The sequence below is a fragment of the Actinopolymorpha singaporensis genome (assembly GCF_900104745.1).
Lineage (GTDB): Bacteria > Actinomycetota > Actinomycetes > Propionibacteriales > Actinopolymorphaceae > Actinopolymorpha > Actinopolymorpha singaporensis.
Window position 1 is genome coordinate 784,388 of record NZ_LT629732.1, and the last position, 23,293, is coordinate 807,680.

Sequence of the window (23,293 nt, forward strand, 5' to 3'; positions counted from 1 at the left end):
CGCGCGCGTTCGTGAACGGCGGGTGAAACGTACACGAACACCCGAACGGCCGAGGGTGGTCCGGCGCGCCTACCCGGGCAGCCCTGCCGGGTGCAGGATCGCCACGCACTCCACGTGGTGGGTCATCGGGAACGCGTCGAAGGCCCGCAGGCCGGTCAGCTCCCAGCCGTGCTCGGCGAAGTAGCCGAGGTCGCGGGCCAGCGTGGCCGGGTCGCAGGAGACGTAGGCGATCGCCCGGCCGGCGAGCCCCGCCACCTGGCGTACGACATCGGCACCGACCCCGGCGCGCGGCGGGTCGAGCACCACCAGGTCGGCCTGGTCGAGGCGGCCGAGCACCTCGTCGACGCGGCCCTGCTCGACCAGGGCGTTGGGCAGATCGCGCAGGTTGTGCCGGGCGTCGCGAACCGCGAGCGCGTTCTCCTCCACACCGACCAGCGCGGCGTACGGTCCGGCCGAGTCGGCGAGCGCGCCGAGGAACAGCCCGACACCGCAGTAGAGATCGAGGACCGACTCGTCCGTACGTGGTGCCAGGCCCGTGAGCACCGCGTCCGCGAGCGCCTGCGCGGCGCCCGGGTGGACCTGCCAGAATCCCGCGCCGCTGACCTGCCACGTCCGCCCGGCGGCGACCTCGCGCACGTACGGCAGACCAGGACCCGGCCGGGGATCGCCGTGCAGGACCCGCACGGCGGCGGCCAACCGGGGTACGCGGACCCGCGTCCTCGCACCGCGCCCGGACACCGCCACCACCCGGTCGCCGGTGGCGGCCGAGGCGATGCCCTCCACCCTCGCGGCACCGGGCCAGCGCCGCCGCTCGATGCCGAGGCGTTCCACCTCGGGGTGGGCGATCAGGCACTCGTCGACAGGCTCGATGTCGTGCGACCGGTGCCGACGGAACCCGATGGCACCGTCCCGGCGTACCGCGAACTGCACCCTGGTCCGCCAGCCGAGCCCGTCGTCGGCATCCTCCGCAGGCGTTTCGTCGTGCCCGGCGGGGATCGGCAGCGCCTCCACCTCGACCGAACGCTCGATCCCGGCGATCCGGCGAAGCTGGTCCTCGACCACCGCGGCCTTCAGCCGGCGCTGGGCGGGCAGAGTCGCGTGCTGCCAGTCGCAGCCGCCACACCGGCCCGGGCCGGCGAACGGGCACGGCGGCGTCACCCGGTCCGGCGACGCGGCCAGCACCTCGATCGCGTCCGCCCGCAGCAGGCGCGCGGTCTCCTCCACCACGTGGGCCCGGACACGTTCGCCGGGCAGCGTGTGCCGGACGAACACGACCTTTCCCCCGTGGTGGGCCACACACCAGCCGCCGTGGGCGACCGGGCCGATCTCGAGTTCGAGGACCGTGCCGACGAGATCATGCACGTCGCCGGCTTCGGCTCGGGCACCGGTGCGGGCTGGGCTGCGGCTGCCCTCGTCACTGTCGTTCATATCGGGTCGAGTCTGTCAGCCTCCCCGCGTGCCGCACCGGCGACCTTCTCCCGGCGGCCCTGAACCGCCGCGCGGACCCCTAGGCTCGGTGCCGGACGCACCGCCCCGAGGAGGCCCGATGAAGTTCTACGCCGACCTGCCCGGGCGCCGGGCCGCACAGATGCTGGCGGACGTGCTCAGCCTCGTCTGGATCTATCTGTCCGTACGCGTGATCAGCGCGGGCTACGACCGGATGAGCGGGTACGCCACCCCCGGGCAGCGGCTGGAGACGGCCGGCGCGGACATCCAGGACAAGATGACCGCCGCGGGCCAGGAGGTGTCCGGGACCCCGGTCGTGGGGGACGCGCTGCGAACGCCGTTCGAGACGATGGCCGGCACCGGCTCCTCGATCGCCGACACCGGGCGTACTGTGCAGGACTTCGTGCATCAGCTCGCCGTGGGGACCGCCGTCGTGCTGGGCGTGGTGCTGTTCGGGCTGCTGCTGGTCCGGCTGGCGTTCCGCGTCCGGTGGATCGTGCGGGCGACCTCGGCCAGCCGGCTGGCCAGTACGCCCGGTGGGGTCTCGGCGCTGGCGTTGCGCGCCCTCGTCAACCGCCGGTACCGCCCGCTGGTCGCGGCCGCGCCCGCGCTGGGCGACGCCTGGCGGCGCGGCGACCCCGAGTCCCTGCGCCGGCTCGCCTCGCTCGAACTCCACCGCCTCGGCCTCGAGCTCACCTCCGGGTCCCGATCGGGGACCGGATCAGTGGCCGGAGCGGACCGCGCGCGGTGAGGCGCCCAGCTCCCGGCGGCAGGCCTTGTTGAACGCCTGCAGGTCGCCGATTCCGACCGAGGCCGCGATGGTCGGGATGGACAGCGTGGACTCCCGCAGCAGGTGGCGGGCGCGTTCCAGCCGGCGCCTGCGGATGTGCGCGACCACGGTGTCGCCGGTCTCCGCGCGGAACAACCGGGTCAGGTGATTGTGGGAGACGCCGGCCGCCCGGGCGACGTCGGGGACGGTGATCGGGCTGGCCAGGTTGGCGGCGATGTAGGCGAGTGCCCGGCCGACCGCGGCGTGCGGCCCGCCGTCGGCCGCGGCACCGAGCTGCACCACGTCCCACAGCGCGGCCCATACCTGTGCGGTCGCCCGCGCCGGCGAGTCCGGCCAGGCCGCGACCGCCCGGGAGAGCAGTTCGGTCAGCTGGGGTGCGTCCGCACCCGCGTCCTGGATCACGGGCACGACCCGCGCCGGACCCGTGGTGGGCAGCCGCAGGTGGGCGTACAGGTGCTCCGAACGCCCGCGGTAGATGTACTGCACCTGTACGCCGGGCGGGATCAGGCTCACCCGGCCCGGGCGGATCGGGTACGCCGAGCCGTCCACCACCAGGTCGGCCGCGTAGCGGTAGAGGTGGAGCTGCCACATGTCCGGCAGCCGGAAGACGTCGCGCCGGCGGACGGTGCCGTGCACGCCGACCCCCATGCTCATCACCAGCGGCGGGTCCTCGATCCGGACCGCGACCTGTCCCGGCCCGACCTGCCCGGCGACCTGCCCGGGCCCGGCCTGTCCGGCGTCGGCCAGCGCGGACCGGGTTGGGACAGCGTTCTCCGCCACGGTGAAAAACTACCAGTAATAGTGATTGGAGCCCACGCATCGGAAGGTGATCGCGGCCTAGCGTGGATGGGTGCCAACCAGCACGTCCGCCGGCGCCTCACCTGGCCGGCACCCACCCCGGCCCTCGGAGAGGACATGAACTTCCAACCAGCCCGCGATCACCTGCTCAGCTCCGTGCAGATGGCGCACTTCGTCTCGCACGGCTCCCTCATCATGGAGGCGGTCGTCCCCGACGAGTTGAACGCCCAGGCGATCGACGTCTTCCGCGCCGGCATCCCGGCGGTCCCGTACGGCACCTCCATCGAGGACTCCTTCCCCGAGGGATCGTTCGCGCGCCGCCTGGTCGAGGTCCCCGAGATCGCGGGCGCCATCCACAGCCTGGTCGGCCCCGGCCCCACCATCGACCACCACGCCGTGCACATCCGCAAGCCGAAGGACGGACAGGCCCAGCCGCTGCACGGTGACGCGATCATCGACGTACGGCTGGACGCGTTCGACGTGCAGCTCATGTACTACCCGCAGGACGTCACCCTGGAGATGGGCGGAACGCTCAGCGTCCCGGGCAGCCACCTGCGGCGTACGAACGAGAGCGACACCGGCCGCTACCAGAACCTCCGCGGCCAGACCCGGCTCACCTGCCCGGCCGGCACGGTGGTCTTCGTCCACCACGGCATCTGGCACGGCGGCCGGCGCAACGACAGCGACATCGAGCGCTACATGTTCAAGATCCGGTTCAACCCGACGGTGCGCCAGCTGCGGCTGTGGAACACCGACGACATCGACAAGCCCGAGGTCGGCGAGAAGCTGCGCACCCGCTTCCCGTGGTACGAGCACGCGACCGGCCGACTGGAGATCTGGAACCGCGTCCAGATGTGGCGGGCGCTCACCGGCGACGACACCTTCGATCTCGACTACTGGGCGACCAGGGTGAGCAACCGCCCGCAGCGCGTCATCGCCACGGCCGGGCGCTGACGGCCCTGACGGCACTGACGGCGTTCGGCGTTCGCACCTCGCGTCCACACAGCGTCCACTCTTCACCCTGGAGTACTGATCCATGAGCACCACGACCGAACAACTCTTCTCCGCCGGACCGGACGGCGCCGGTGAGCAGGTCCTGCGGCAGCGGGTTCTCGTCCTGTACCTCGCCACGTCCGCGCTGGACAGCAGCGTCGTCGGCTGGGCCAACTACGACGGGACCGGCCAGACCTCGCCGACGACCGGCGACGGCGACGAGCCGCCGTACGAGACCGGCGTCGACGCGCTGCGGGACGGCTGGCGGCTGATCCAGGCGTCCCAGCTCATCCCGCCCTACCCGGGCCACGAGTACGACGTGTCGTTCCTGAAGCACGAGTTCCTGTTCGAGCGGCTGGTGAACGTCGCCGGCTGAGCTTGCGAGCTTCACCAGCCGAGCTTCACCGGCCGGTGTTCGTACGCGCGAGTGCTCTTCGACGCACGAACCCACTGTCGGCGGTCTCCCGGGCGGTCGCGGCCTGAACGCCCGGGAGACCGCTTTCTGCCATCGCGTCCAGCGGTGTTGACATCGACGTATTTCCGCCGTATCTCCGTGTGGCAAAGGACCCAGAGAGATCCTACGGTTACGCAATGGCAGATCGCGCCGCTCATCACGTGCGGAGCTGGGGGCTGTGGGCGCTCCCCGCTCCGGCCATGGTGTTCCTTCTGCTGGTCGACCTCACCGCGCTGGCCTGTGCCGCCGGTCTGCTGAGTGACCGCACCTCCTTCGGCGGCGCCATGACCGCGGTGATCCTCTGCGCCTGCGGCGTGGTGAGTGTCGAGGGCGCCCGCCAGGTCGAACGGCGGCGTCGCCGGGGCGGTGCTCTGCACAAGGACCTGCAGCCGGTGTGGATGATCGCCGCCGCGATCGCGCTGCCGCCGGCCACCGCGCTCGTCTGTGTCGTCGCGCTGCGACTGTGGTGGCGGGTACGCGCGAGCAGGTGCATCCCGCACCGCTGGGTGTTCTCCACCGCCGTGGTGATGCTGGCCGCGGCGTTCGCGCACTCGACGTACGTCACCGTCGACAGTGCACTGGCGACCGGTGGCTGGTCACCGCGCCAGGTGCCGATCGTCGCGATGGTCGCGGCCGCGGTGGTGTTCGTCGCCGTCGACGCCGTTCTGTGCGCGGTTGTCATCCACCTACTCGACCCGTCCAGCACTCCGAGGGAGATGTTCGGCGACCGGGCCGAACTCACCGTGGACGCGGTGGCGGCCGGGCTGGGATGCCTGGTGGCGGCGGCGTCGATGGTGACGCCGTGGGCCGGCATCCTCGGCGTACCGATCACGCTCGCCGGCCAGCGTGCATTGCTGCTCGGCCAACTGGAGTCGGAGGCGTCCACCGACGGCAAGACCGAGTTGACGAACTTTCCTCGCTGGCGGCAGGAGGTCGAGGAACTCCTCGACCGGGCCCGCCGGCGGGACGGGACGTTCGCGATCCTGCTCGCCGACATCGACCACTTCAAGCTGATCAACGACCGTCACGGCCACCTCGCGGGCGACCACGTGCTGCGCGAGGTCGCCGACCGGATCCGTGCCGTGATCCGGTCGGCCGACGTCGCCGGCCGGTTCGGGGGCGAGGAGTTCGTCATCGGCATGCCCGACGTGGACGTACGCCATGCCGTCGGCGCGGCCCACCGGCTGCGGTCGGCGATCTCCGACGCCCAGCTGCCGGTGCGCGCACGCGGCAACCTCGCCGACGTCGGTGAACCTGGCGACGCCGGCGACCTCGGCGGCCCTGGCGCCGTGTGGGTCCGGCTCACCGTCTCGGTGGGAGTCGCGGTGTACCCCGTGGACGGAACGACACTCGACCACCTGCTGGAGTTCGCCGACAGAGGGCTGTACGCGGCCAAGACCGCCGGCCGGGATCGCGTCTCCCGAGGGCTGCCGCCGGCCGACCCCGTGACCGGCTCGGTTCTGCCGCCGGCCGACTCGGTGGCCGCTTCCGTACTGCCGGGGCAACCCGATTCACGGGCGGACCCGTATCGGCCTGGGCGGCACCTCCGGCCGGGAAGACATGCGCTGCCGGGGCTGCCCCCCGAGCCCGAGGAACCCGCCGACCCCGGACGCCTGACAGCATCCTCGTCGTGACCGACTGCGTGTTCTGCGAGATCCTCACCACCCGCCGACCTTCACGCGACGATCGCGCTCGTCCAGCGGGTCGGGCGGGCGACGGAGAGGGCGCTGCCCAGTCCGAGAGCCTGTAGCCACGCAGCCGAAAGCGCCCGGGACAGGTCGGCCAGGTGACCGTCCCGGGCGCTCCCGTAACCCCGTTCCCCTGCGCGGTTTCGGGGCCCTCGGGCCCGTCCTAGAAGCGGGTGTAGAGCAGGAGGTTCGGCGAACCGGTACGCGCGTTTCCGACCACGCCCTGGGTCGCCGCACCGACCAGTGCGTTGCGCACCGTCGCCGGCGAGGCACCCGGGTGGCCCTGCAGATACAGCGCTGCTGCCCCGGTCACGTGCGGCGTGGCCATCGACGTACCGCTGATGGTGTTGGTCGCGGTGTCGCTGGTGTTCCACGTCGAGGTGATCGACGAGCCCGGTGCGAAGAGGTCCAGGCAGGAGCCGTAGTTGGAGTACGACGCCCGTGCGTCGGTCGAGGTGGTGGCGCCCACGGTGACGGCAGCGGTGACCCTGGCGGGTGAGGTCCTGCAGGCGTTGGCGTTGGAGTTGCCGGCGGCCACGGAGTACGTCACGCCGTCGGAGATGGAGTTGGTGACCGCGTTGTCCAGCGAGGTGGAGGCGCCGCCCCCGAGGCTCATGTTGGCCACCGCCGGTGAGCCGGAGGCGTGGTTGGAGGTGACCCAGTTGATGCCGGCGATCACGCCGGAGGTGGTGCCGCTGCCGTTGCAGTCGAGCACCCGCACGCCGACCAGCCGCACCGCCTTGGCCACGCCGTACGTCGAACTGCCCACGGTGCCCGACACGTGCGTGCCGTGGCCGTTGCAGTCGTCGGCACTGCCGCCGTCCACCGCGTCGTAGCCGCTCACCGCGCGGCCGCCGAACTGCTGGTGGCTGAAGCGGATGCCGGTGTCGATGATGTACGCGGTGACGCCCGAACCGGTCGCGGTGTAGACGTAGCTGTTGTTCAGCGGCAGGGTGCGCTGGTCGATGCGGTCCAGTCCCCACGTCGCCGGTGACTGGGTGGTGTCGATGCTCACCCGCTGGTCGGCCTCGACGTACTTCACGTCCGGGTTGGCGCGGACCTTCGCCAGCGCGGACTCGGACAGGGTGGCCGCGAATCCCTTCAGCGCCGTGGCGTAGCTGTGGTGCACCCGGGCGCCGGCCTTCACTGCCTGACCGCGTACCGAACGCACCTTCGCGGCCGACGCCGAGTCGCTTAGGACCACGATGTAGCTGCCCTTGACGGCGGTCGCCTGCTGCGCCGCCAGCAACGGTGCCGGACTCGGCCGCGGGCCGGCGGCGTTCGCCACACTCGCGGCGCCGACGGCGCCGGACGTGCCGAGGGTGGCCAGGAGCGCGGCGGCGAGGACGGCGAGCGGACGGCGCAGGAGCCGTCCCGGGCTCGTCGTCGATGACCTCCACAACATGGAGCCTCCTCATGGGTACGAGCCCGGGAGGCCGGAATGGCCACCAGTGGACACTCTCCGTCGCCTCCACGCTGCACTGCGTCGGACTGACCGCATGTGTACGGGATCTCGGAGGCTTTGTCCATAGCTGTCCGGGAGACCCACGGGAAGTTTGCACGGTCCGGAAGGTGCGGCAACATCCCGTTCACGCGACGGCCGCCGGCCCGGACGCGCTCAGCTCGCGCCCCGGCCGAGGAAGCCGTCGACCGAACGACGCAGGCCCGCCGGGTCGAGTTCGTGCACGACGTCGTGCTCCTCAGGCGTGCCGTACCGGCGGACCTCGGTGCGCCCGACCCCCAGGGCCAGCGTTCGGTGCGGACGGTCGGCCAGCGCCTCGTCGACGAGCCGCGCCGAGGTGCCCGCGAGGTACGGCTCGACCAGCACGACGTCGGCGGCGTTCCCGGGAGTGCCGGGACCGGACAGTTCGCGGACCGCGACCAGGTCGAGCGGACGGACCGTGGCGGCGTAGCCGACCGTGACGTCGAGGCCGGCCGTGGCCGCCAGAACGGAGTCGAGCATCGGGCCGACGGCGAGGACCAGCGCCCCTCCTCCCCGGCGTACGACGTCGATCATCCCTGCCCCGGTGACCGCGGCCGGCCGGGCGGCGGCGTTGGAGCGGTTGGAGAGCCGGATGTACGCCGACCCGTCGCCGGCGACAGCGCGCCGCAGCAGCGCGGGCACCTCGTCGGGGTGGCCGGGCACGTGCACCGCGAAGCCGGGCAGGGTGTCCAGCAGCGCCACGTCGCCGGGCGACTGGTGCGTCCGCCCGCCCTGCGTCCAGTCGTACGACGCGCCGACGCTCACCAGGACCGCGCGGGCGTCCTGGTGCCCGAGGTCGAGCTTGATCTGTTCGAAGGACCGCTCGACCAGGAACGGCGCGTAGGAGTGTGCGATCGGGCGCAGGCCGGAGAGCGAGAGGCCGCCGGCGACGCTCACCATCAACGGCTCGCGGATCCCCACGTTGAGGGTGCGGCCGGGATGCCGACGCGCCGCCTCGGTGAACAGGTCCGCGGAGATGTCGGCCAGGACGACGGCGGTGAGCGGGTCCTCGTCGAGCAGTCGCTCGGCCGTCTGGGCGAACGCGGTCCGCATGTCGGTCGGCGACACCGCCGGTTCGACGTGCTCCAGGTGCGTGGTCATCTTCTTCTCCTCACTTCCCGGTCTGCCCGGCGAACTTGGGTGCCACGACGGCGACCACGACGTTCGGCTGCCCGGGCGCCCGCTTCGTCAACGCCGCTTCGAGGTCGGCGTGGTCGCGCCCGTCGACGACCTGTGTCAACCATCCGTTGACAGCGAAGCGCTCGGCTATGCCACCCGGCCAACCGTGCGTCGCCGACTGGTTGTCCACCACGACGACGGTGAGGTTGTCCAGGCCGGTAGCACCGGCGTACGCGATCGCCTCGTGGTTGGTGCCCTCGTCCAGTTCGGCGTCACCGACGAGCACCACGACCCTCGTGCTCGCACGTTCCTGTGCGCGCAGACCGAGGGCGACGCCGACCCCGAGAGGCAGGCCGTGCCCGAGAGAGCCGCTGGAGATCTCCACACCCGGCACCAGCACGCGATCCGGATGGTGGCCGAGCGGTGATTCGAACGACGCGAAGTCCGCCAGCCACTCCACCGGAAAGTAGCCCTTCGCGGCGAGGACGGCGTAGTAGGCCATCGGCCCATGTCCCTTGGACAGTAGGAAGCGGTCCCGCGCGGGATCGTCCACCGTCGCGGGTGACACGTGGAGCACCCGGTCGTAGAGCACCCACAGGACGTCCAGCGTCGAGTGCGCGCTCAGGCTGTGCTTCTCGTCCCCGGTCAGCTGGGTCAGCAGCCGGGGCAGGTCGTCGTACCCGAGTGTGCTGAAGGTGGTGTCCATGCGTACGACACTTCCACCGGCGGCGCCGTTCGCCATCGGACGGCTGATCGAACCCCGACTACGACCTTGGACCTAGGACGTCCGAAGGCGCGGCGTCGGACACAACCACCGCGAGAACCCGGCCGTGAGTAGCTGCCCACCCGATCGGGTAACTCCTCGAACGCGAGGCCTGACTTGGAGTCCCACCGTGTTGCGGGGAGCGTCGATGACGACCGGAGAAGCCATGGACCGCTGGGGTGCCGGCGTCATCCCGTACGCGGAGATGGGTTACTGGCAACCCGACTACGTCGTGAAACCGTCGGACATTCTGGCGGCGTTCCGGATCACTCCGCAGCAGGGTGTGCCCGCCGAGGAGGCCGGCGCCGCCGTCGCCGGCGAGTCGTCCACCGCCACCTGGACGGTGGTGTGGACCGACCGGCTCACCGCGTACGAGCGCTACCAGGGCAAGTGTTTCCGCGTCGACCCCGTGCCCGGCAAGAGCGGGGAGTACATCGCCTACGTCGCCTACGACATCGACCTGTTCGAGGAGGGGTCGATCGCCAATCTCACCTCCTCGATCATCGGGAACGTGTTCGGCTTCAAGGCGCTGCGGGCGCTGCGCCTCGAGGACATGCGGATCCCGCCGCACTACACCAAGACGTTCCAGGGTCCGGCGCACGGCATCGTCATGGAACGCGAGTACCTCAACAAGTACGGCCGGCCGCTGCTCGGCGCCACCGTGAAGCCGAAGCTCGGCCTGTCCGCCCGCAACTACGGCCGGGTGGTGTACGAGGCCCTGCGCGGCGGGCTCGACTTCACCAAGGACGACGAGAACATCAACTCCCAGCCGTTCATGCGCTGGCGTGATCGCTATCTCTTCTGCATGGAGGGCGTCACCCGCGCGGAGGCCGACACCGGCGAGATCAAGGGGCACTACCTCAACGTCACCGCGGCGACGATGGAGGACATGTACGAGCGAGCGGAGTTCGCCCGCGACCTCGGCAGCGTCATCGTGATGATCGACCTCACGGTCGGCTACACCGCAATCCAGTCGATGGCGAACTGGGCCCGGCGCAACGGCATGTTGCTCCACCTGCACCGGGCCGGGCACTCGACCTACACCCGGCAGAAATCCCACGGCGTGAGCTTCCGGGTGATCGCGAAGTGGATGCGGCTGGCGGGCGTCGACCACATCCACGCCGGCACGGTGGTCGGCAAGCTGGAGGGCGACCCCAACACCGTCGCCGGCTTCTACGACACGTTGCGGGCGAACACGCTGGAACCCGATCCGATGAAGGGCCTGTACTTCGAGCAGGACTGGATGTCGCTGCCCGGGGTGATGCCGGTCGCGTCCGGAGGAATCCACGCCGGGCAGATGCACCAGCTGCTGCACTTCCTCGGCGAGGACGTCGTGCTCCAGTTCGGCGGCGGCACGATCGGGCACCCGATGGGGATCGCGGCCGGCGCCACCGCCAACCGGGTCGCACTGGAGGCGATGATCAAGGCCCGCAACGAGGGCCGCGACTATCTCCGCGAGGGCGAGGACATCCTGCGGGCCGCCGCGAGGCACAGCCGCGAGCTCGACGTCGCGCTGTCCACCTGGGGCGACGTCACCTTCAACTACGAGTCGACCGACACCCCGGACGTCGTCGAGACGCCGACGTCGATCTAGGACGGACGGATCGCATGCGGATCACCCAGGGCACCTTCTCCTATCTCCCGGATCTCACCGACACCGAGATCGAGAAGCAGATCCAGTACGCCCTCGACCAGGGCTGGTCGCTCGCGGTCGAGTTCACCGACGACCCGCACCCGCGCAACCACTACTGGGACATGTGGGGGCTGCCGATGTTCGACCTGCGTGACGCGGGCGGTGTGCTGTACGAGGTGAACGAATGCCGGCGGGCGTACCCCGCGCGCTACATCCGGGTGAACGCCTACGACGCCCGGCACGAACGCCAGACCACCGCGTTGTCGTTCATCGTCCACCGGCCGGCCATCGAGCCCGGCTTCCGGGTGGTGCGCGAGGAGGGTCCGGACCGGCGGCTGCGCTACACGATCGCGTCGTACGCCACGGACCGGCCGGCCGGCGACCGCTACCCGAACGGCGACCACCCCGACGGCGGCAGCGCCACGTGAGCGGGGCCGACGAGCGTCGGCGCGGGTTCGGGATGCCGACGCCCGGAGGATCCCGCACCGGTGGCGAGGCTCCCGACGGCCGGCCGGACCAGCCGGCGGACCCGCTGCCCGCGGACGCCTCGGTCGACCTCGCCGCCGAACGGCGCGCGGCGGGGATCGACACCGTCCTGGACGCCCTGGACGCCGAACTGGTCGGCCTGCGCCAGGTGAAGACCCGCGTCCGCGAGCTCGCGGCGCTGTTGCTGGTGGACCGGGTACGCCAGCGGTTCGGGCTCACTTCGTCCCGGCCCAGTCTGCACATGTCGTTCACCGGAAGCCCCGGCACCGGCAAGACGACGGTGGCCCTGCGGATGGCCGAACTCCTGCACCGGCTGGGCTGCATCGACCGCGGCCACCTGGTCGCGGTGACCCGGGACGACCTGGTGGGCCAGTACGTCGGGCACACCGCGCCGAAGACCAAGGAGGTGATCAAGCGCGCGATGGGCGGCGTGCTCTTCATCGACGAGGCGTACTACCTCTACCGGGCCGAGAACGAACGCGACTACGGCCAGGAGGCGATCGAGATCCTCCTGCAGGTGATGGAGAGCCAGCGCGACCGGCTGGTGGTGATTCTCGCCGGCTACAAGGACCGGATGGACTCGTTCTTCGCCTCCAACCCGGGAATGAGTTCGAGGATCGCCCACCACCTCGACTTCCCCGACTACGACCTGGACGAGCTGGCGGCGATCGCCCGGCTGATGCTGGCGCAGGAGCGCTACGAGTTCACCCCGGACGCCGAGCAGACGTTTCGCGACTACCTCGAGCGCCGCATGCGGCAGCCGCGGTTCGCCAACGCACGCAGCGTTCGCAACGCACTCGAACGTGCCCGGCTGCGACAGGCCAACCGGCTGCTCGCCGCCACCGGGCGCACCTGGCACCGGGAGGACCTGATGCGCTTCGAGCCGGAGGACTTCCTCGCCAGCCGGGTGTTCACCACGCAGTGACCGGCGTACGTCAACCGTCCCTTGCGTCGCGGATCCCCCGCGCGGCCAGCAGGTGGTAGAGCAACAACAGCTGCGTGATGGCCAGCGGTTCGCTGCGTTCGCCGTTGCCGATGTCGCCAAGGGTCTCCGCCGGGAAGCCCGCGTCAACCCCGAGTTGCGCCCACAGCACCTTCTCCACGATCCGGCTCTCCTCACGCGGGACGTAGCCGTGAATGTGGAGCACGTCGGCGGGCTGGCCGTCCTCGTCCCGGCACAGCCGAAGGTGGATCGCCCGCTGGTCGCGCTCGGCCAGCGACCCGCTCAGGTCCGGGTGCCGGATCGTCGGGCGCAACATGAGCTCGGCCGACAACGGCGTACCCGGCGGGTCGTCCCGCCCGGCGACCGGCGCGAACCGCACCACGACGTCGGCGAACGCGCGCTGTGGGCGGATGTACGCCGCCGACTCCGGCTCCCGGTCGACGAGTTCGGCCAGCACCTGGTCGGCGTTGTAGCCGCGCCTGCTGGTGTCCCGGCATACCTTCCACTGCCGGCGGATCTCCTCGGGCGGGTCGAGGTAGGCGGTGACGTCGAAGCAGGCCCGCATCAGCCGGGTGTGCAACGGCAGCAGGCCCTCCACGATGACGAACTCCTTCGGCCGCACCAGCACCGGCCGGGTGAGCTCACCGGTGGAGTGGTCGTAGACCGGTTTGAGGATCGGCTGACCGGTGGCCAGCAACTGCAGGTGCTGTTCGATGATCTCGACGTGGTTGCAGTCCGGATGCAGCGCGGTGAACGGCTTGGATCGGCGTTCGATCCGGTCGTAACGGTGATAGTCGTCGACGCAGATCGTGGTCACCCGGTCCGGGCCGAGCGCCTCGGCGAGTCCCTTGGTGAGCGTGGTCTTCCCGGCCGCGCTGTCACCGGCGATCCCGATCATGATGGGCTGGCGTACCGGCGCCTGGTCGTCGTGGACGCGGTGCATCCGGATCAGCTTGTGCGGCATGTCCTTTCCCTCCCCTCAGGAACGGACGTGTCGCCACCGCCGGGACATGCCGCCAGCCAGTGCGTTTGACCCGGGGACCCGCACCATGTCCGCAATGCGACACGGGGTCCCCTCGTCCGCCTGCCCCACACCGTAGGCGGGGACGGCCGCGGGCGGCATCCCCCCGCCGAGGGGCGGCCGGGGTGAGCCGGGCGCCGACGACCGCGGCGTACGAGAAAGGTCCCGGTGCCCGCCGCCAGCGGTCCCGGTGACCTCGGACCACCGGCCCGGCGGCGGGGTCACACCTACCCTCGGTGCATGGACAGCCGAGCCGGGGGCGGCGGTCGAACCGTACGCGGACGGGCGAACCCGCCCGGGCGTGCCAAGCAGGCGACCAGGCAGGTATCCCAGGACAAGCAGGCCGCGGGCCGGCCGCTGCGGATCATCCTGGTCGACGACCACGAGATGGTCCTGGAAGGGCTGAAAGCGCTGCTCGCCCGGTTTCGCGGCCGGGTGCGGATCGTGGCGCAGTCGGTCAGCGCGGACGCCGCCGAGCCGATGGTCGCGGCACTCGACCCGGACCTCGTGGTCTCCGACGTCCGCCTGCGCGGGTCGGTGAGCGGGCTGGATCTGTGCCGGCGTCTGGTCGAGACCACGCCCGGTCGCCGGGTGGTGCTGCTCAGCGCGTACGACGACGAGCAGTACCTCTTCCAGGCTCTTCGTGCCGGCGCGGCCGGGTACCTGCTGAAGTCCATCGACCGGGAGGAACTCGTCCGGATGCTGGAGCGGGCCGCGCGCGGGGAGACGGTGGTCGACCCGAGCATGGCAGGCCGGGCGGTCGCGTCCGCGGCGCGCCTGCAGGCCGGGGAGTTCTGGCCGGGCGCGCACCTGGGGCTCAGCCAGCGCGAGAGCGAGGTGCTCGGGTTCCTCGTCGCCGGGCTGTCCAACCGGGCCATCGCCGGCAAGCTCGTCCTGGGCGAGGAGACGGTGAAGACCCACGTCCGCTCCATCTTCCGCAAGCTGTCGGTGAACGACCGGGCAGGCGCGGTGGCCGTCGCCCTGCGCGAAGGGATCTTCCGGTGACCGGCCACGCACTAGGCCTGGCCGACGCGGCGTCGGAGAACGCCCTGCTCGTCGGCATTATCGAGGCCATCTCGGCCGGTCCCGAACCCGAGGTGCTCGCCGCCCGGGTCGCTCCCCTGATCGTCGCCGCGACCGACACCGACGAGTGCTTCGTACACGTCCTCGACGACACCGAACAGTCACTGACGCTCGCGGGCGCGACCCCGCCGTTCGACCGTGAGGTGGGACGGATCCGGCTGCGGCTCGGGGAGGGCGTCACCGGCTGGGCGGCGAGCCGGCGCGAACCCGTCGTCATCGTTGAGGGCAAGGCGAACGACCCGCGCTACCGCTACTTCCCGGAGCTGCGCGGCGAGGAGTACACCTCGATGGTCTCGGTGCCGATGGCCAGCTCGCCCGGCGGGCTGGTCGGCGTACTCAACGTGCACACCCGGCAGAGACGCGAGTTCAGCGAGGCCGACGTACGCCTGCTGACGTCGATCGGCAGCCTCATCGCCGGCGCGGTGCACCAGGCCCGGCTGCACCGCAGGCTCGCCGCCCGGGAACGCGCGCACGAGCGATTCGCCGAACAGGCCGTCGCCGCCCAGGAGGGGGAACGCCGCCGGCTGGCCGCCGACATCCACGACGGCATCACCCAGCGGCTGTGCAGCCTGCGGTTCCACCTGGACGCGGCGGCCGAGGCGCTGACAGAGGAGCCGGCGTTCGCGGCCGAGCAGCTCGTGCTGTCCCGCCGGCTCACCCACCTGGCGATCGACGAGGCCCGGGCGGCCATCAACGGGCTGCGGCCGCCGGTGCTGGACGACCTCGGCCTGGCCGACAGCCTGGCCAGCCTGGCCCGCGCCGTGTCGGGGGTCGACGTACTCGTCGAGGTGGACCGGTGCGCGTTGCCCGAACACGTCGAGATCGCGTTGTACCGCATCGCCCAGGAGGCGTTCCAGAACGTCGTGAAACACGCCGGGGCGAGCAACGTCCGGCTGAGCCTGCGGCGATCGGCGGCGGAGGTGTCGCTGGAGGTCAGCGACGACGGCCGGGGCTTCGACCTGCTCGCCGACGGCCCGCCCGCGGCCACGCTGGGACCCGACGGCGGCGGCTACGGGCTGGGCAGCATGGCCGAGCGCGCCGAGCTCATCGGGGGACGGCTCGACGTCCGGTCCGCGCCCGGCAGGGGCACCACCGTCCTCGCCCGGGCAGCCGTCCAGCCACAGTAGGTGCCTCGATCGGCCAGTAGATCCGGAGCGGTCAGTCGGCCGGAGCCGTCAGCCGCCGTAAGGTCGTGCGTCGCGCCCGGCCCGAAGGGTGAACGCCCACCAGGCGAGCTGGTCCAGCAGCACCTTCGCGGCGAGTTCGACCGCGCCGGGTTCGACCGGCTCGCCCTCGCTGTCGAACCTCGTCCGCGCCTGGTGGAAGCTCACCGTCTCCCGCACGGTCACGGCGTGGAGTTCGGCGAAGACCTGGCGGAGTTGCTCGGCCGCGCGCAGCCCGCCAGAGACACCGCCGTACGTCACGAAGCCGACCGGCTTGGCCCGCCACTCGACCCGGACGGTGTCGATCGCGGTCTTCAGAGGGCCCGGGTAGCCGTGGTTGTACTCCGGCACGATCACGACGTACGCGTCCGCGGCGCCGATCCGCTCGGTGAACCCGCCGCCGTCCCGTGGCATGCCGTGATCGGTGAGGTCGGCGAGGTCGATGACGTCCACCACGACGTCGCCGCGGCGTTCGACCTGGCCGAGGAACCAGTTCGCGATCACCGGCGCGAACCTGCCCTCCCGTACGCTGCCGACGATCAACGCAAGCTGGAACTGGCCTTCTGGCACAGGGCTTCCCCTTCGGATCGGCTCGGGAGCCCAGGTCCGGTGGGCGCCCGACTACCAACCTAGGACCTGAAGTAATGTTCAGGTCGACGTCGTGCGGTCCGTGGAGGTGGCCAACTTGGACGGAGTGCCCTGGGACCAGAAGGAACTCTCGGTCGGTCAGCTCGCCGAACGCAGCGGGGTGGCCGTGTCCGCGCTGCACTTCTACGAACGCCAGCAGCTGATCACCAGCAGGCGCACCAGCGGAAACCAGCGCCGCTACCGCCGTGACACGCTCCGCAGGATCGCGTTGATCCGGGTGGCCCAGCGGGTCGGCATCCCGCTCGCCGACATCCGCGCCGCGCTGGCCGAACTACCTGACGGGCGTACGCCGAACCGCGAGGACTGGGCACGGCTCGCTGCCCGCTGGCGGGCCGAGCTCGACGAACGCATCCACCGGCTGACGCAGTTGCGGGACGAGTTCACCGACTGCGTGGGCTGCGGGTGCCTGTCGCTGGACCGGTGCGTCCTGGCCAACCCGTACGACCGGCTGTCCGAGCACGGCCCGGGTCCACGCCGCGTCCTCGAGTCCTGACCGCGGCCCGGTCCGGCATGGGGTCCGCGCCGGTTCCCTGAAGAACTGGCGAGGTGGGAAGAGTTGGGGGTGCCCGAGGCCCCATGAGTCTTCCCACCTTGCCCGCAGGGACCTGCTCCGCTCGCTCAGAGCGGTCAGGGATGGGATCCGGTGACCGACAGGTCGGCGAGGGCCGCCTGACCGCGGTGCCAGTCCCCGACGAGCACCGACACGTAGCGGGCGGACGCGGAGAAGGCGAAGGATCTCGCCTGTTGCCCGTCCGAGGCGTCGGCCACCCGCGTCCAGGTGGTCCCGTCGGTGGACACCTCGACCGCGTACGACGGCACCGCCGCCGGGGTCCACCGCACCGTCGCGCGCCGCACGTCGGCGTTCACGCCGAGGTTGACGACCAGCCTGCGGTCGCTGCCACCAGGCGTCCACGCCGTGCGCGCGTCGGCGTCCACCGCCCGGTCGGGGTCACTCATCCCGGGCGGCAACGGCGACGAGGGGTAGGTGATCCGGTCCCGCGCGAGGTCGCTCGTGGGCGTACGGACGCCGGACTCGAAGCGCACCTCCCGGGACTGGCCGTGCGGTACGGTCACGGCGGCCTGCTCGCCCGTCGCCACCGATGTCAACGTCACCTTGGCAGCGATCTCCGCCGAGTTCGTCAACCGGACAAGGTGCGAGTCGACCACCTCCGCGGCCAGACCGTCAGGTGCCTGCCCACCCGACCGAACCGCCGAGAGGCGGAACCGCGGTGCCTGCACGGCTGCCGTACCCGCGGCCAGGCCGACCTGGTACGTCAGACCGGTAGGGGTGGTCGTCTGCCGGCCGAGGTACAGCGTGCGTTCGTCCCCGCTCTCCGGCACTGTCAAGCCGACCTTGTCAACGGCTGAGGAACCCAGGTTGAACAGGCTCAGGTAGCGGTCGTTCAACGCCGCCCGCAGCGCGGCGGGGCCACCGGAGGGCTGCGGCGCGGCCGCAAGCCGGGCGGTCTGCGCCGGAGTCTGCGCAGGGAACCCCTGCACCACCATGCCCGCGGCGCCGTCTGCCGGACCGTGGGAGAGCGCGACGCCGGTCGGCGCGACCGCGATCGGGTTGGTGCTGCCCCGGACGACGAACCCGGCCCGGCCGTCGACGTTCAACCACTGCCCGTCGACGTCCTGCCACCTCGGAACGCTGGTCACCGTACGCCAGTTCTGCCCGTCGTCGGAGACCTCGATCCGGTAGCTGATCGGCCAGGCGTCCTCCTGCCACTGGATGGTCACGCGGGACACCGTTCGCGAGGCGCCCAGGTCGACCGCGAACCAGCCCTTCATCGTCGGGCGCTCGGCTGCCGAGTTCGCCCACCGGGTGGCCGGGTCGCCGTCCACCGCCTTCGCCGGCACCGACGCCTCGCCGTAACTGGAGGACGCGGTGGCCGGCTGGTTCAGCGCCAGGTTCGTTTCCGAGGAAGGCCCGCGCACCTCGAACTCGTACATCGAGTAGCCCCACTGTGACGCGGCCTGCACACCCGTCATCCGCACGTAGCGCGCCTGCGTGGGCGTGAACGCGAGCTGCTCGGTCCCGCCGCCACCGAGTCCGTCCGGCGCGAGCGTCGTACTCCCGCTCGACGCGGTGAACGTCCGGTCGCCGTCCAGTCCGGGCACTCCGGGCATGTCGAGGTTGCGCAGCCGCAGGGAGCCCTCGTCGTCGCCGGTCCCGGTGGTGGCGTAGACGACCGAGCCGTCCGGGAGCGTAGTGTAACCCGCGTAGGAGTCACCGCGCCGCACGACCGTCGCGGACGCGTCCACGCCGTCGCGCAGGCGGGTGTACGTACGTGAGTTCCGCTCGTCCACCGCCGTCACCGACGGCAGGAACGACGGTGCTTTCGCGCTCACGTCGAACAGCCAGTCGTCGTGCTGCGGAAGGTAGGCGAACTTCACGTACCCCGGCTTGGTCACCGCCGACATCAGCGCCTTCGGCGACTGCTGGTTGACCAGGCCGGGAACGTCGCCGAAGTCGGTGACCTTCGAGGCCCGCGCGAAGTACTCCCGTTCGCTCACCGGCGCCACGTCACCGGCCAGGTGGGCCCGCCAGAAGTGCAGGAGGTAGGACATGGCGACCTCGGCCCGCGCCTCCGTCTCATACCCCGTACCCCGCCGGAACTTCACCAGCATCCCGGTCGGCGGGTACTCCACGTACGGGCCGAGCCGGTCGGCCAGCATGCGTTCTGCCCGTGCGGCCATCCGGTCGCCGGTCACCATGGCGCGGTACGTCAACGGGATCAGGCTGCGCCCGTAGAAGTGCACGCGGTCGCCGACCATCAGCTCGGCCGGTACCCCGGCGTCGGTGCCCAACTGGTCGAGCACGCCCTGGATCTCGTCGTTGTTGGGCAGCGTCAACTGGCTCGCCGGGATCGGCTGGCCGGCGATGAGATACTGCACGACGTTGCGGCCGGGGTAGGTTGCGGCCGACTGCTGGTACATGCCGTTCCAGCCGCCGTGGTTCTCACTGGTGAACGTGTCGAAGATGTTCTGCGCGCCCGCCCACTCCGACACGGGCCGGCCCTCGATCACCGTCGGGTTCACCCGGTCGGCAACCGGGAGACCGTCCATGTTGAGGGTCCAGCGGTTCAGCCACTCCCGCCAGCGCAGCCGGTCGGTGTTGCCGGGAAGGAATGCGTCGGCGGCGGCCAGCATCATCGTGCGGGCGCCCATCTCCTCCAGCTTGGTGTCGCCGACGTACCCTCCTCGCAGGCCGTTGGTGGTGCCGCCCTCCCGGCCGGGGTCACCGGGTTCGGCACCGACGTCCACGAGGTAACCCGCCTCCCCGCGCAGGATGGTGTCGACACCGGCGCGGGTACGGTCGTCGAGGTCGGCCCACATCAGATGGGCGGCAGCCACGAGGTACGCCTCCATGGTCGCGTCCCAGTAGATCCGCGCGCCCCAGGTGCCGTGTGCGGGGTCGACGAACCTGTTCGCGGCGATCGCGGCCGCCAGACTGCGGATCGTGTGGTCGCGCAGCACCTCTTGCGAGACCCCGGCCACGGACGGGTCGTAGCTGCCGAACCGCAGCAGGACGGCGTTGCCGAGAACGCCCACGACGTCCCAGTTCTCGATGCCGTACGTGCCCTGCTCGGCGTTCCAGGTGCTCTCCTGGAAGCGGGTGTTGCGCAGCAGCAGTTGGTAGTACGTACGAGCGAGGTCGTCCTCGGACCCGCTCGGCAGTGCCGAGTCGATGGAGCCGGCGGTGCCGGCCGCAGAGGTGCCGGCCGAAGAGGTGGTGACCGTAGAGGTGGTGGCGCCGGGGGCCGGGCGCACACGTGCGGCGCCGCCGAGAGGCACCACGAGGGCCAGCGCGACGACGGCGACCACGAGACGGGCGAGACGACTCATGCGGATCCCTTCCGCCACTCGGGCGCGCCACCAGACGAACGCACCCGGTCGCTCAGGATTGGGAGAGCGCTTGCCGAGCAGAGGTGATCGTATCCAGGGGATTCCGCGTTAAGTCATACTTGTTGCCCGAATGGGCAAATCTGGCCGCCGGCCGGGAATCACTCGCCGTTGAAGTCGGCGATCGCCGCCTCCCACTGCTCCAGCGCGCGTTCGACCGTGCTGCGCGAACCTGACGGCAGCCAGTGGTTCGCGCGCTTCACCCCGGCCTCGTGCATGCGTTCCAGCACCGCCGGGTCGGCCGGGGTGGAGATCATCTGCACCTCGACCGGCCGCTCGGCGCGGTTGCGCAACTCCGCCACCCGGCCGAAGATCGCGTCGCCGGAGTAGTTGGGGAACCACGCGTCGCCGAAGGTCAGGACCCGGTCCAGCACGGTCGGGCCGTCACCGCCGACGAGCACCGGTGGGTACGGCCGCTGGGCCGGCTTGGGGTAGGACAAGATGCGGTCGAAGGTCACGAACCTTCCGGCGTACGACGCCTCCTCCTCGGTCCAGATCGCCTGCATCGCCTCGACGCGTTCGCGGAGCACCGCCATCCGCTGCTTCGGGTCGGTGCCGTGGTGCCGCATCTCCTCGCGGTTCCAGCCGGCACCCACGCCGAACTCGAACCGGCCGCCGGAGAGGTGGTCGATGCTGGCGACCTCCTTGGCCGTCACGATCGGGTCGCGTTCGATGACCAGGCACACCCCACTGCCGATGCGCAGGCTCGACGTCGCCTCGGCGGCCGCGGTCAGCGCGACGAACAGGTCGTAGCAGTGCCAGTACTTCGTCGGCAGCGACTCGCCGCCGGGATAGGGCGACTCGCGGCTGGCCGGGATGTGCGTGTGCTCGGCGAAGTAGACCGCGCTCTGGCCGCGCTCCTCGAGCATCCGGGCCAGGGGGCCGGGTCGCATGCCGTCATGTGTCGGGAAGTAACCAACTCCGAAGTCCACCAGGTCTCGATACCCCGGCAGGGCCGGTCGCATGTGTGCGGACACGCCGAGGTTCCCGGTCTCGGCCACTCCCGGCCCGGCGCTGTCGGCGGTGTCGGCGGCGGATCGACGCCGGAAACCGGGTGGACACGCCTGCGAAGATCGTCGGGATCCGCTGCGGTCAGGCGAAATCGGTCGAGACGGTCACAGGAGATCTGGCGATGACCAAGATCGGCGCGTTCCGCGCCGCTGTAGACGCTTCCGTGTACTCGGTGCGACGCGCCTGGGGATACTCCCCGACCTGGCTGCTGTGGGTGAGCGTCGGCTACCTGGTACTGGCGATCACGCCCGCCGCCCAGGTGCTCGTGGTTTCCTGGCTGGTCGAAACATCTGGGGGGACGGCACGTGAGTATGTCCCTCCGCTCCTGGTGCTGACCGTCCTGCTCGGTCTGGGGCAGGCGATGACGCAGAACACGAACCTGATCGGTCAACGGACGGCAAACCGCCTACGTGCTTACTACCAGGACGAGCTCATGCGGGCGGTTGCGGCCCTTCCACCCCAACGGGTTGGCCAGGCGCAGACCAACGCGACGATTCAGGGCTGCCGTAGCTCACTGGGCGACCTGGGTAGGTTGGCGAGCTCCGTTGTGGCGTCGGTGGGTGCGCTCGTCACTGCCGCCGCGCTGTGCGTGTCGGTCTGGAAGATCAGCCCCGTCGCAGGTGTCCTGGTAGTTGCCGCGCTCGTTCCCAACCTGCTCGTGTTCGCCTGGGAAGCCAAGATGCAGGATGCAGCATTTGTGCCGTACGGGGAATGGGAGAGACGGTCGGAGTACGCCGTCGAGCAACTGGTCGGGCAACGTACGGCAACCGAACTGGCGACCCTCGGCTCGGGTGCCGTCGTCGCGGAGGTGGCCGACACTCGCCGCAGGACGGCAGATGCGATTCTCGACCGCATCCTCCTTCTGCTCACACGTTCCGGGACCATTTCCGGTGGCGGCACAGCGATGCTGCTGGGCGGAGCGCTGGCGGGCGTGGTTGTGGGAGGGTCCAGGGGCGCGGGAATCGCGGCGGGCATCGTGGGTGTCCTGTCCGGAGTGGCGGCCACCAGGGACGCGGGGTTCTCCTTCGGCGACCTGATCTCGTTCGCCCCGAAGGTCCGTGCCTACCGTCAGTTCGTGGAGTCTGTTCCGCGATCGGCGGACACCCAGAGCCGAGCTGACGCCCAGAGCGTCGACGTACGTCGTCTGACCGTCACCTATCCGGGCTCCGAAAGGCCGGCAATCAGGGAACTCTCACTCTCCGCGGAGAAGGGCCAGATCATTGCGCTCGTCGGGGTGAACGGTGCGGGTAAGACGACGGCGATCAACACAATTCTGGGACTCCTCGAGCCCGATGCCGGAGCGGTCGCCGTCGACGGTGTGGATGCCGCAGCCCTGCCGCTGGCGGCACGTCTCGGCTACTTCGGGCTGCTCACCCAGGAGTTCGGCCGCTATGAGTTCACTGTTCGGGACAATGTCAGAATCGGCCGTCCGGACGGTAGGGCGACCGACGACGAGATCTGGCAAGCGCTCGACTCCGCCCACGCCGGAGATTTCGTCCGGAGGTTGAAGGACGGGCTCGACACCCAGCTCGGGTCGCAGTTCGGAGGTGTCGGTCTCTCGGGCGGCCAGTGGCAACGACTCGCTCTTGCGCGCATCTACTTGCGCGACGCTCCGATCTGGATTCTCGACGAACCCACGTCAGCCATTGATGCCGAGGCAGAGCAGCAGATCTTCGCGGAGCTGCAGCGGACCAGATCAGACCGGATCACGATCGTGGTGTCACACCGTGCGTGGACCCTCAAAGGCATGGACCACATCTACGTCCTTGACCAGGGCCGGATCGTCGAGCACGGAACCTACGAGCAGCTGATCACCCAGCAGCGTCGCTTTTCGCAGATCTTCGCCGAGCAGGTCGCGTGACGTT

Annotated in this window: 20 protein-coding genes; 11 read left to right on the forward strand and 9 right to left on the reverse strand. The window is 70.8% G+C overall.

The window, feature by feature from the left end; translation table 11 throughout:
- Positions 1-69 precede the first annotated feature (69 nt).
- Positions 70-1,428: a class I SAM-dependent RNA methyltransferase gene (locus tag BLU27_RS03635; protein WP_092650541.1), complete on the reverse strand. Its 1,359-nt coding sequence runs from the start codon at positions 1,426-1,428 to the stop codon at positions 70-72.
- Between the two features lie 118 nt (positions 1,429-1,546).
- Between BLU27_RS03635 and BLU27_RS03640 the strand changes: the two genes are divergently transcribed.
- Positions 1,547-2,197, forward strand: coding sequence for a hypothetical protein (locus BLU27_RS03640; protein WP_092650543.1), 651 nt, complete (start codon positions 1,547-1,549; stop codon positions 2,195-2,197).
- On the opposite strand, the gene BLU27_RS03645 is transcribed toward BLU27_RS03640, so the two are convergent.
- Positions 2,168-3,016: an AraC family transcriptional regulator gene (locus tag BLU27_RS03645; protein WP_241827767.1), complete on the reverse strand. Its 849-nt coding sequence runs from the start codon at positions 3,014-3,016 to the stop codon at positions 2,168-2,170. The genes BLU27_RS03640 and BLU27_RS03645 overlap by 30 nt on opposite strands.
- Before the next feature lie 135 nt (positions 3,017-3,151).
- Between BLU27_RS03645 and BLU27_RS03650 the strand changes: the two genes are divergently transcribed.
- From BLU27_RS03650 to BLU27_RS03660, 3 genes are all read left to right on the forward strand, one after another.
- Positions 3,152-3,988 carry a phytanoyl-CoA dioxygenase family protein gene (locus BLU27_RS03650; protein ID WP_172804856.1) on the forward strand — a complete coding sequence of 279 codons (837 nt, stop codon included), beginning with the start codon at positions 3,152-3,154 and terminating at the stop codon, positions 3,986-3,988.
- An 82-nt stretch (positions 3,989-4,070) separates the two neighbouring features.
- Complete coding sequence (locus tag BLU27_RS03655) at positions 4,071-4,403, forward strand: hypothetical protein (RefSeq protein ID WP_172804857.1); 333 nt, start codon at positions 4,071-4,073, stop codon at positions 4,401-4,403.
- A 215-nt stretch (positions 4,404-4,618) separates the two neighbouring features.
- On the forward strand, positions 4,619-6,115 hold the full coding sequence (locus BLU27_RS03660) for a sensor domain-containing diguanylate cyclase (protein ID WP_092650545.1): 1,497 nt from the start codon (positions 4,619-4,621) through the stop codon (positions 6,113-6,115).
- A 217-nt stretch (positions 6,116-6,332) separates the two neighbouring features.
- On the opposite strand, the gene BLU27_RS03665 is transcribed toward BLU27_RS03660, so the two are convergent.
- The 3 genes from BLU27_RS03665 to BLU27_RS03675 all read right to left on the reverse strand — a co-directional run bounded on the left by BLU27_RS03665 (position 6,333) and on the right by BLU27_RS03675 (position 9,477).
- A complete protein-coding gene (locus tag BLU27_RS03665) occupies positions 6,333-7,574 on the reverse strand; it encodes a S8 family peptidase (RefSeq protein WP_092650547.1) in 1,242 nt (413 codons plus the stop codon).
- Positions 7,575-7,787: 213 nt separating this feature from the next.
- On the reverse strand, positions 7,788-8,753 hold the full coding sequence (locus BLU27_RS03670; protein ID WP_197681662.1) for a transketolase family protein: 966 nt from the start codon (positions 8,751-8,753) through the stop codon (positions 7,788-7,790).
- Between the two features lie 10 nt (positions 8,754-8,763).
- The gene (locus BLU27_RS03675; RefSeq protein ID WP_092657129.1) at positions 8,764-9,477 is read right to left on the reverse strand and encodes a thiamine pyrophosphate-dependent enzyme; all 714 of its coding nucleotides are present in this window, start codon (positions 9,475-9,477) and stop codon (positions 8,764-8,766) included.
- A gap of 205 nt (positions 9,478-9,682) precedes the next feature.
- On the opposite strand from BLU27_RS03675, the gene BLU27_RS03680 reads away from it, so the two are divergent.
- The 3 genes from BLU27_RS03680 to cbbX are packed head-to-tail and all read left to right on the forward strand — an operon-like array spanning position 9,683 to position 12,578.
- On the forward strand, positions 9,683-11,128 hold the full coding sequence (locus BLU27_RS03680; RefSeq protein ID WP_092650549.1) for a form I ribulose bisphosphate carboxylase large subunit: 1,446 nt from the start codon (positions 9,683-9,685) through the stop codon (positions 11,126-11,128).
- A 14-nt stretch (positions 11,129-11,142) separates the two neighbouring features.
- Positions 11,143-11,595: a ribulose bisphosphate carboxylase small subunit gene (locus tag BLU27_RS03685; protein ID WP_092650551.1), complete on the forward strand. Its 453-nt coding sequence runs from the start codon at positions 11,143-11,145 to the stop codon at positions 11,593-11,595.
- Positions 11,592-12,578, forward strand: coding sequence for a CbbX protein (gene cbbX, locus BLU27_RS03690; RefSeq protein ID WP_241827768.1), 987 nt, complete (start codon positions 11,592-11,594; stop codon positions 12,576-12,578). Before BLU27_RS03685 ends, cbbX begins: the two co-directional genes overlap by 4 nt.
- Positions 12,579-12,588: 10 nt before the next feature.
- Here the strand turns inward: cbbX and BLU27_RS03695 are convergent, their stop codons facing one another.
- Positions 12,589-13,560: a phosphoribulokinase gene (locus BLU27_RS03695; protein WP_092650555.1), complete on the reverse strand. Its 972-nt coding sequence runs from the start codon at positions 13,558-13,560 to the stop codon at positions 12,589-12,591.
- Between the two features lie 297 nt (positions 13,561-13,857).
- Here BLU27_RS03695 and BLU27_RS03700 point away from each other — a divergent pair, with 297 nt between their 5' ends.
- Together BLU27_RS03700 and BLU27_RS03705 are read left to right on the forward strand one after the other, a co-directional pair.
- Positions 13,858-14,622, forward strand: coding sequence for a response regulator (locus tag BLU27_RS03700; RefSeq protein WP_172804858.1), 765 nt, complete (start codon positions 13,858-13,860; stop codon positions 14,620-14,622).
- The gene (locus BLU27_RS03705) at positions 14,619-15,827 is read left to right on the forward strand and encodes a GAF domain-containing sensor histidine kinase (protein WP_092650557.1); all 1,209 of its coding nucleotides are present in this window, start codon (positions 14,619-14,621) and stop codon (positions 15,825-15,827) included. The genes BLU27_RS03700 and BLU27_RS03705 overlap by 4 nt, the downstream gene beginning before the upstream one ends.
- 48 nt (positions 15,828-15,875) lie before the next feature.
- Here the strand turns inward: BLU27_RS03705 and BLU27_RS03710 are convergent, their stop codons facing one another.
- Positions 15,876-16,433 carry an NADPH-dependent FMN reductase gene (locus tag BLU27_RS03710; protein ID WP_092650559.1) on the reverse strand — a complete coding sequence of 186 codons (558 nt, stop codon included), beginning with the start codon at positions 16,431-16,433 and terminating at the stop codon, positions 15,876-15,878.
- 115 nt (positions 16,434-16,548) lie between these two features.
- Here BLU27_RS03710 and soxR point away from each other — a divergent pair, with 115 nt between their 5' ends.
- Positions 16,549-17,004, forward strand: coding sequence for a redox-sensitive transcriptional activator SoxR (gene soxR / locus BLU27_RS03715; RefSeq protein ID WP_092657132.1), 456 nt, complete (start codon positions 16,549-16,551; stop codon positions 17,002-17,004).
- A gap of 134 nt (positions 17,005-17,138) precedes the next feature.
- Here soxR and BLU27_RS03720 read toward each other — a convergent pair whose 3' ends face one another.
- Together BLU27_RS03720 and BLU27_RS03725 are read right to left on the reverse strand one after the other, a co-directional pair.
- Positions 17,139-20,360, reverse strand: coding sequence for a discoidin domain-containing protein (locus BLU27_RS03720; protein WP_092650561.1), 3,222 nt, complete (start codon positions 20,358-20,360; stop codon positions 17,139-17,141).
- 158 nt (positions 20,361-20,518) lie between these two features.
- Positions 20,519-21,310, reverse strand: a complete 792-nt coding sequence (locus BLU27_RS03725; protein WP_092657134.1) for an LLM class F420-dependent oxidoreductase — start codon at positions 21,308-21,310, stop codon at positions 20,519-20,521.
- 239 nt (positions 21,311-21,549) lie between these two features.
- On the opposite strand from BLU27_RS03725, the gene BLU27_RS03730 reads away from it, so the two are divergent.
- Positions 21,550-23,289 carry an ABC transporter ATP-binding protein gene (locus tag BLU27_RS03730; protein WP_157728194.1) on the forward strand — a complete coding sequence of 580 codons (1,740 nt, stop codon included), beginning with the start codon at positions 21,550-21,552 and terminating at the stop codon, positions 23,287-23,289.
- Positions 23,290-23,293: the final 4 nt, after the last annotated feature.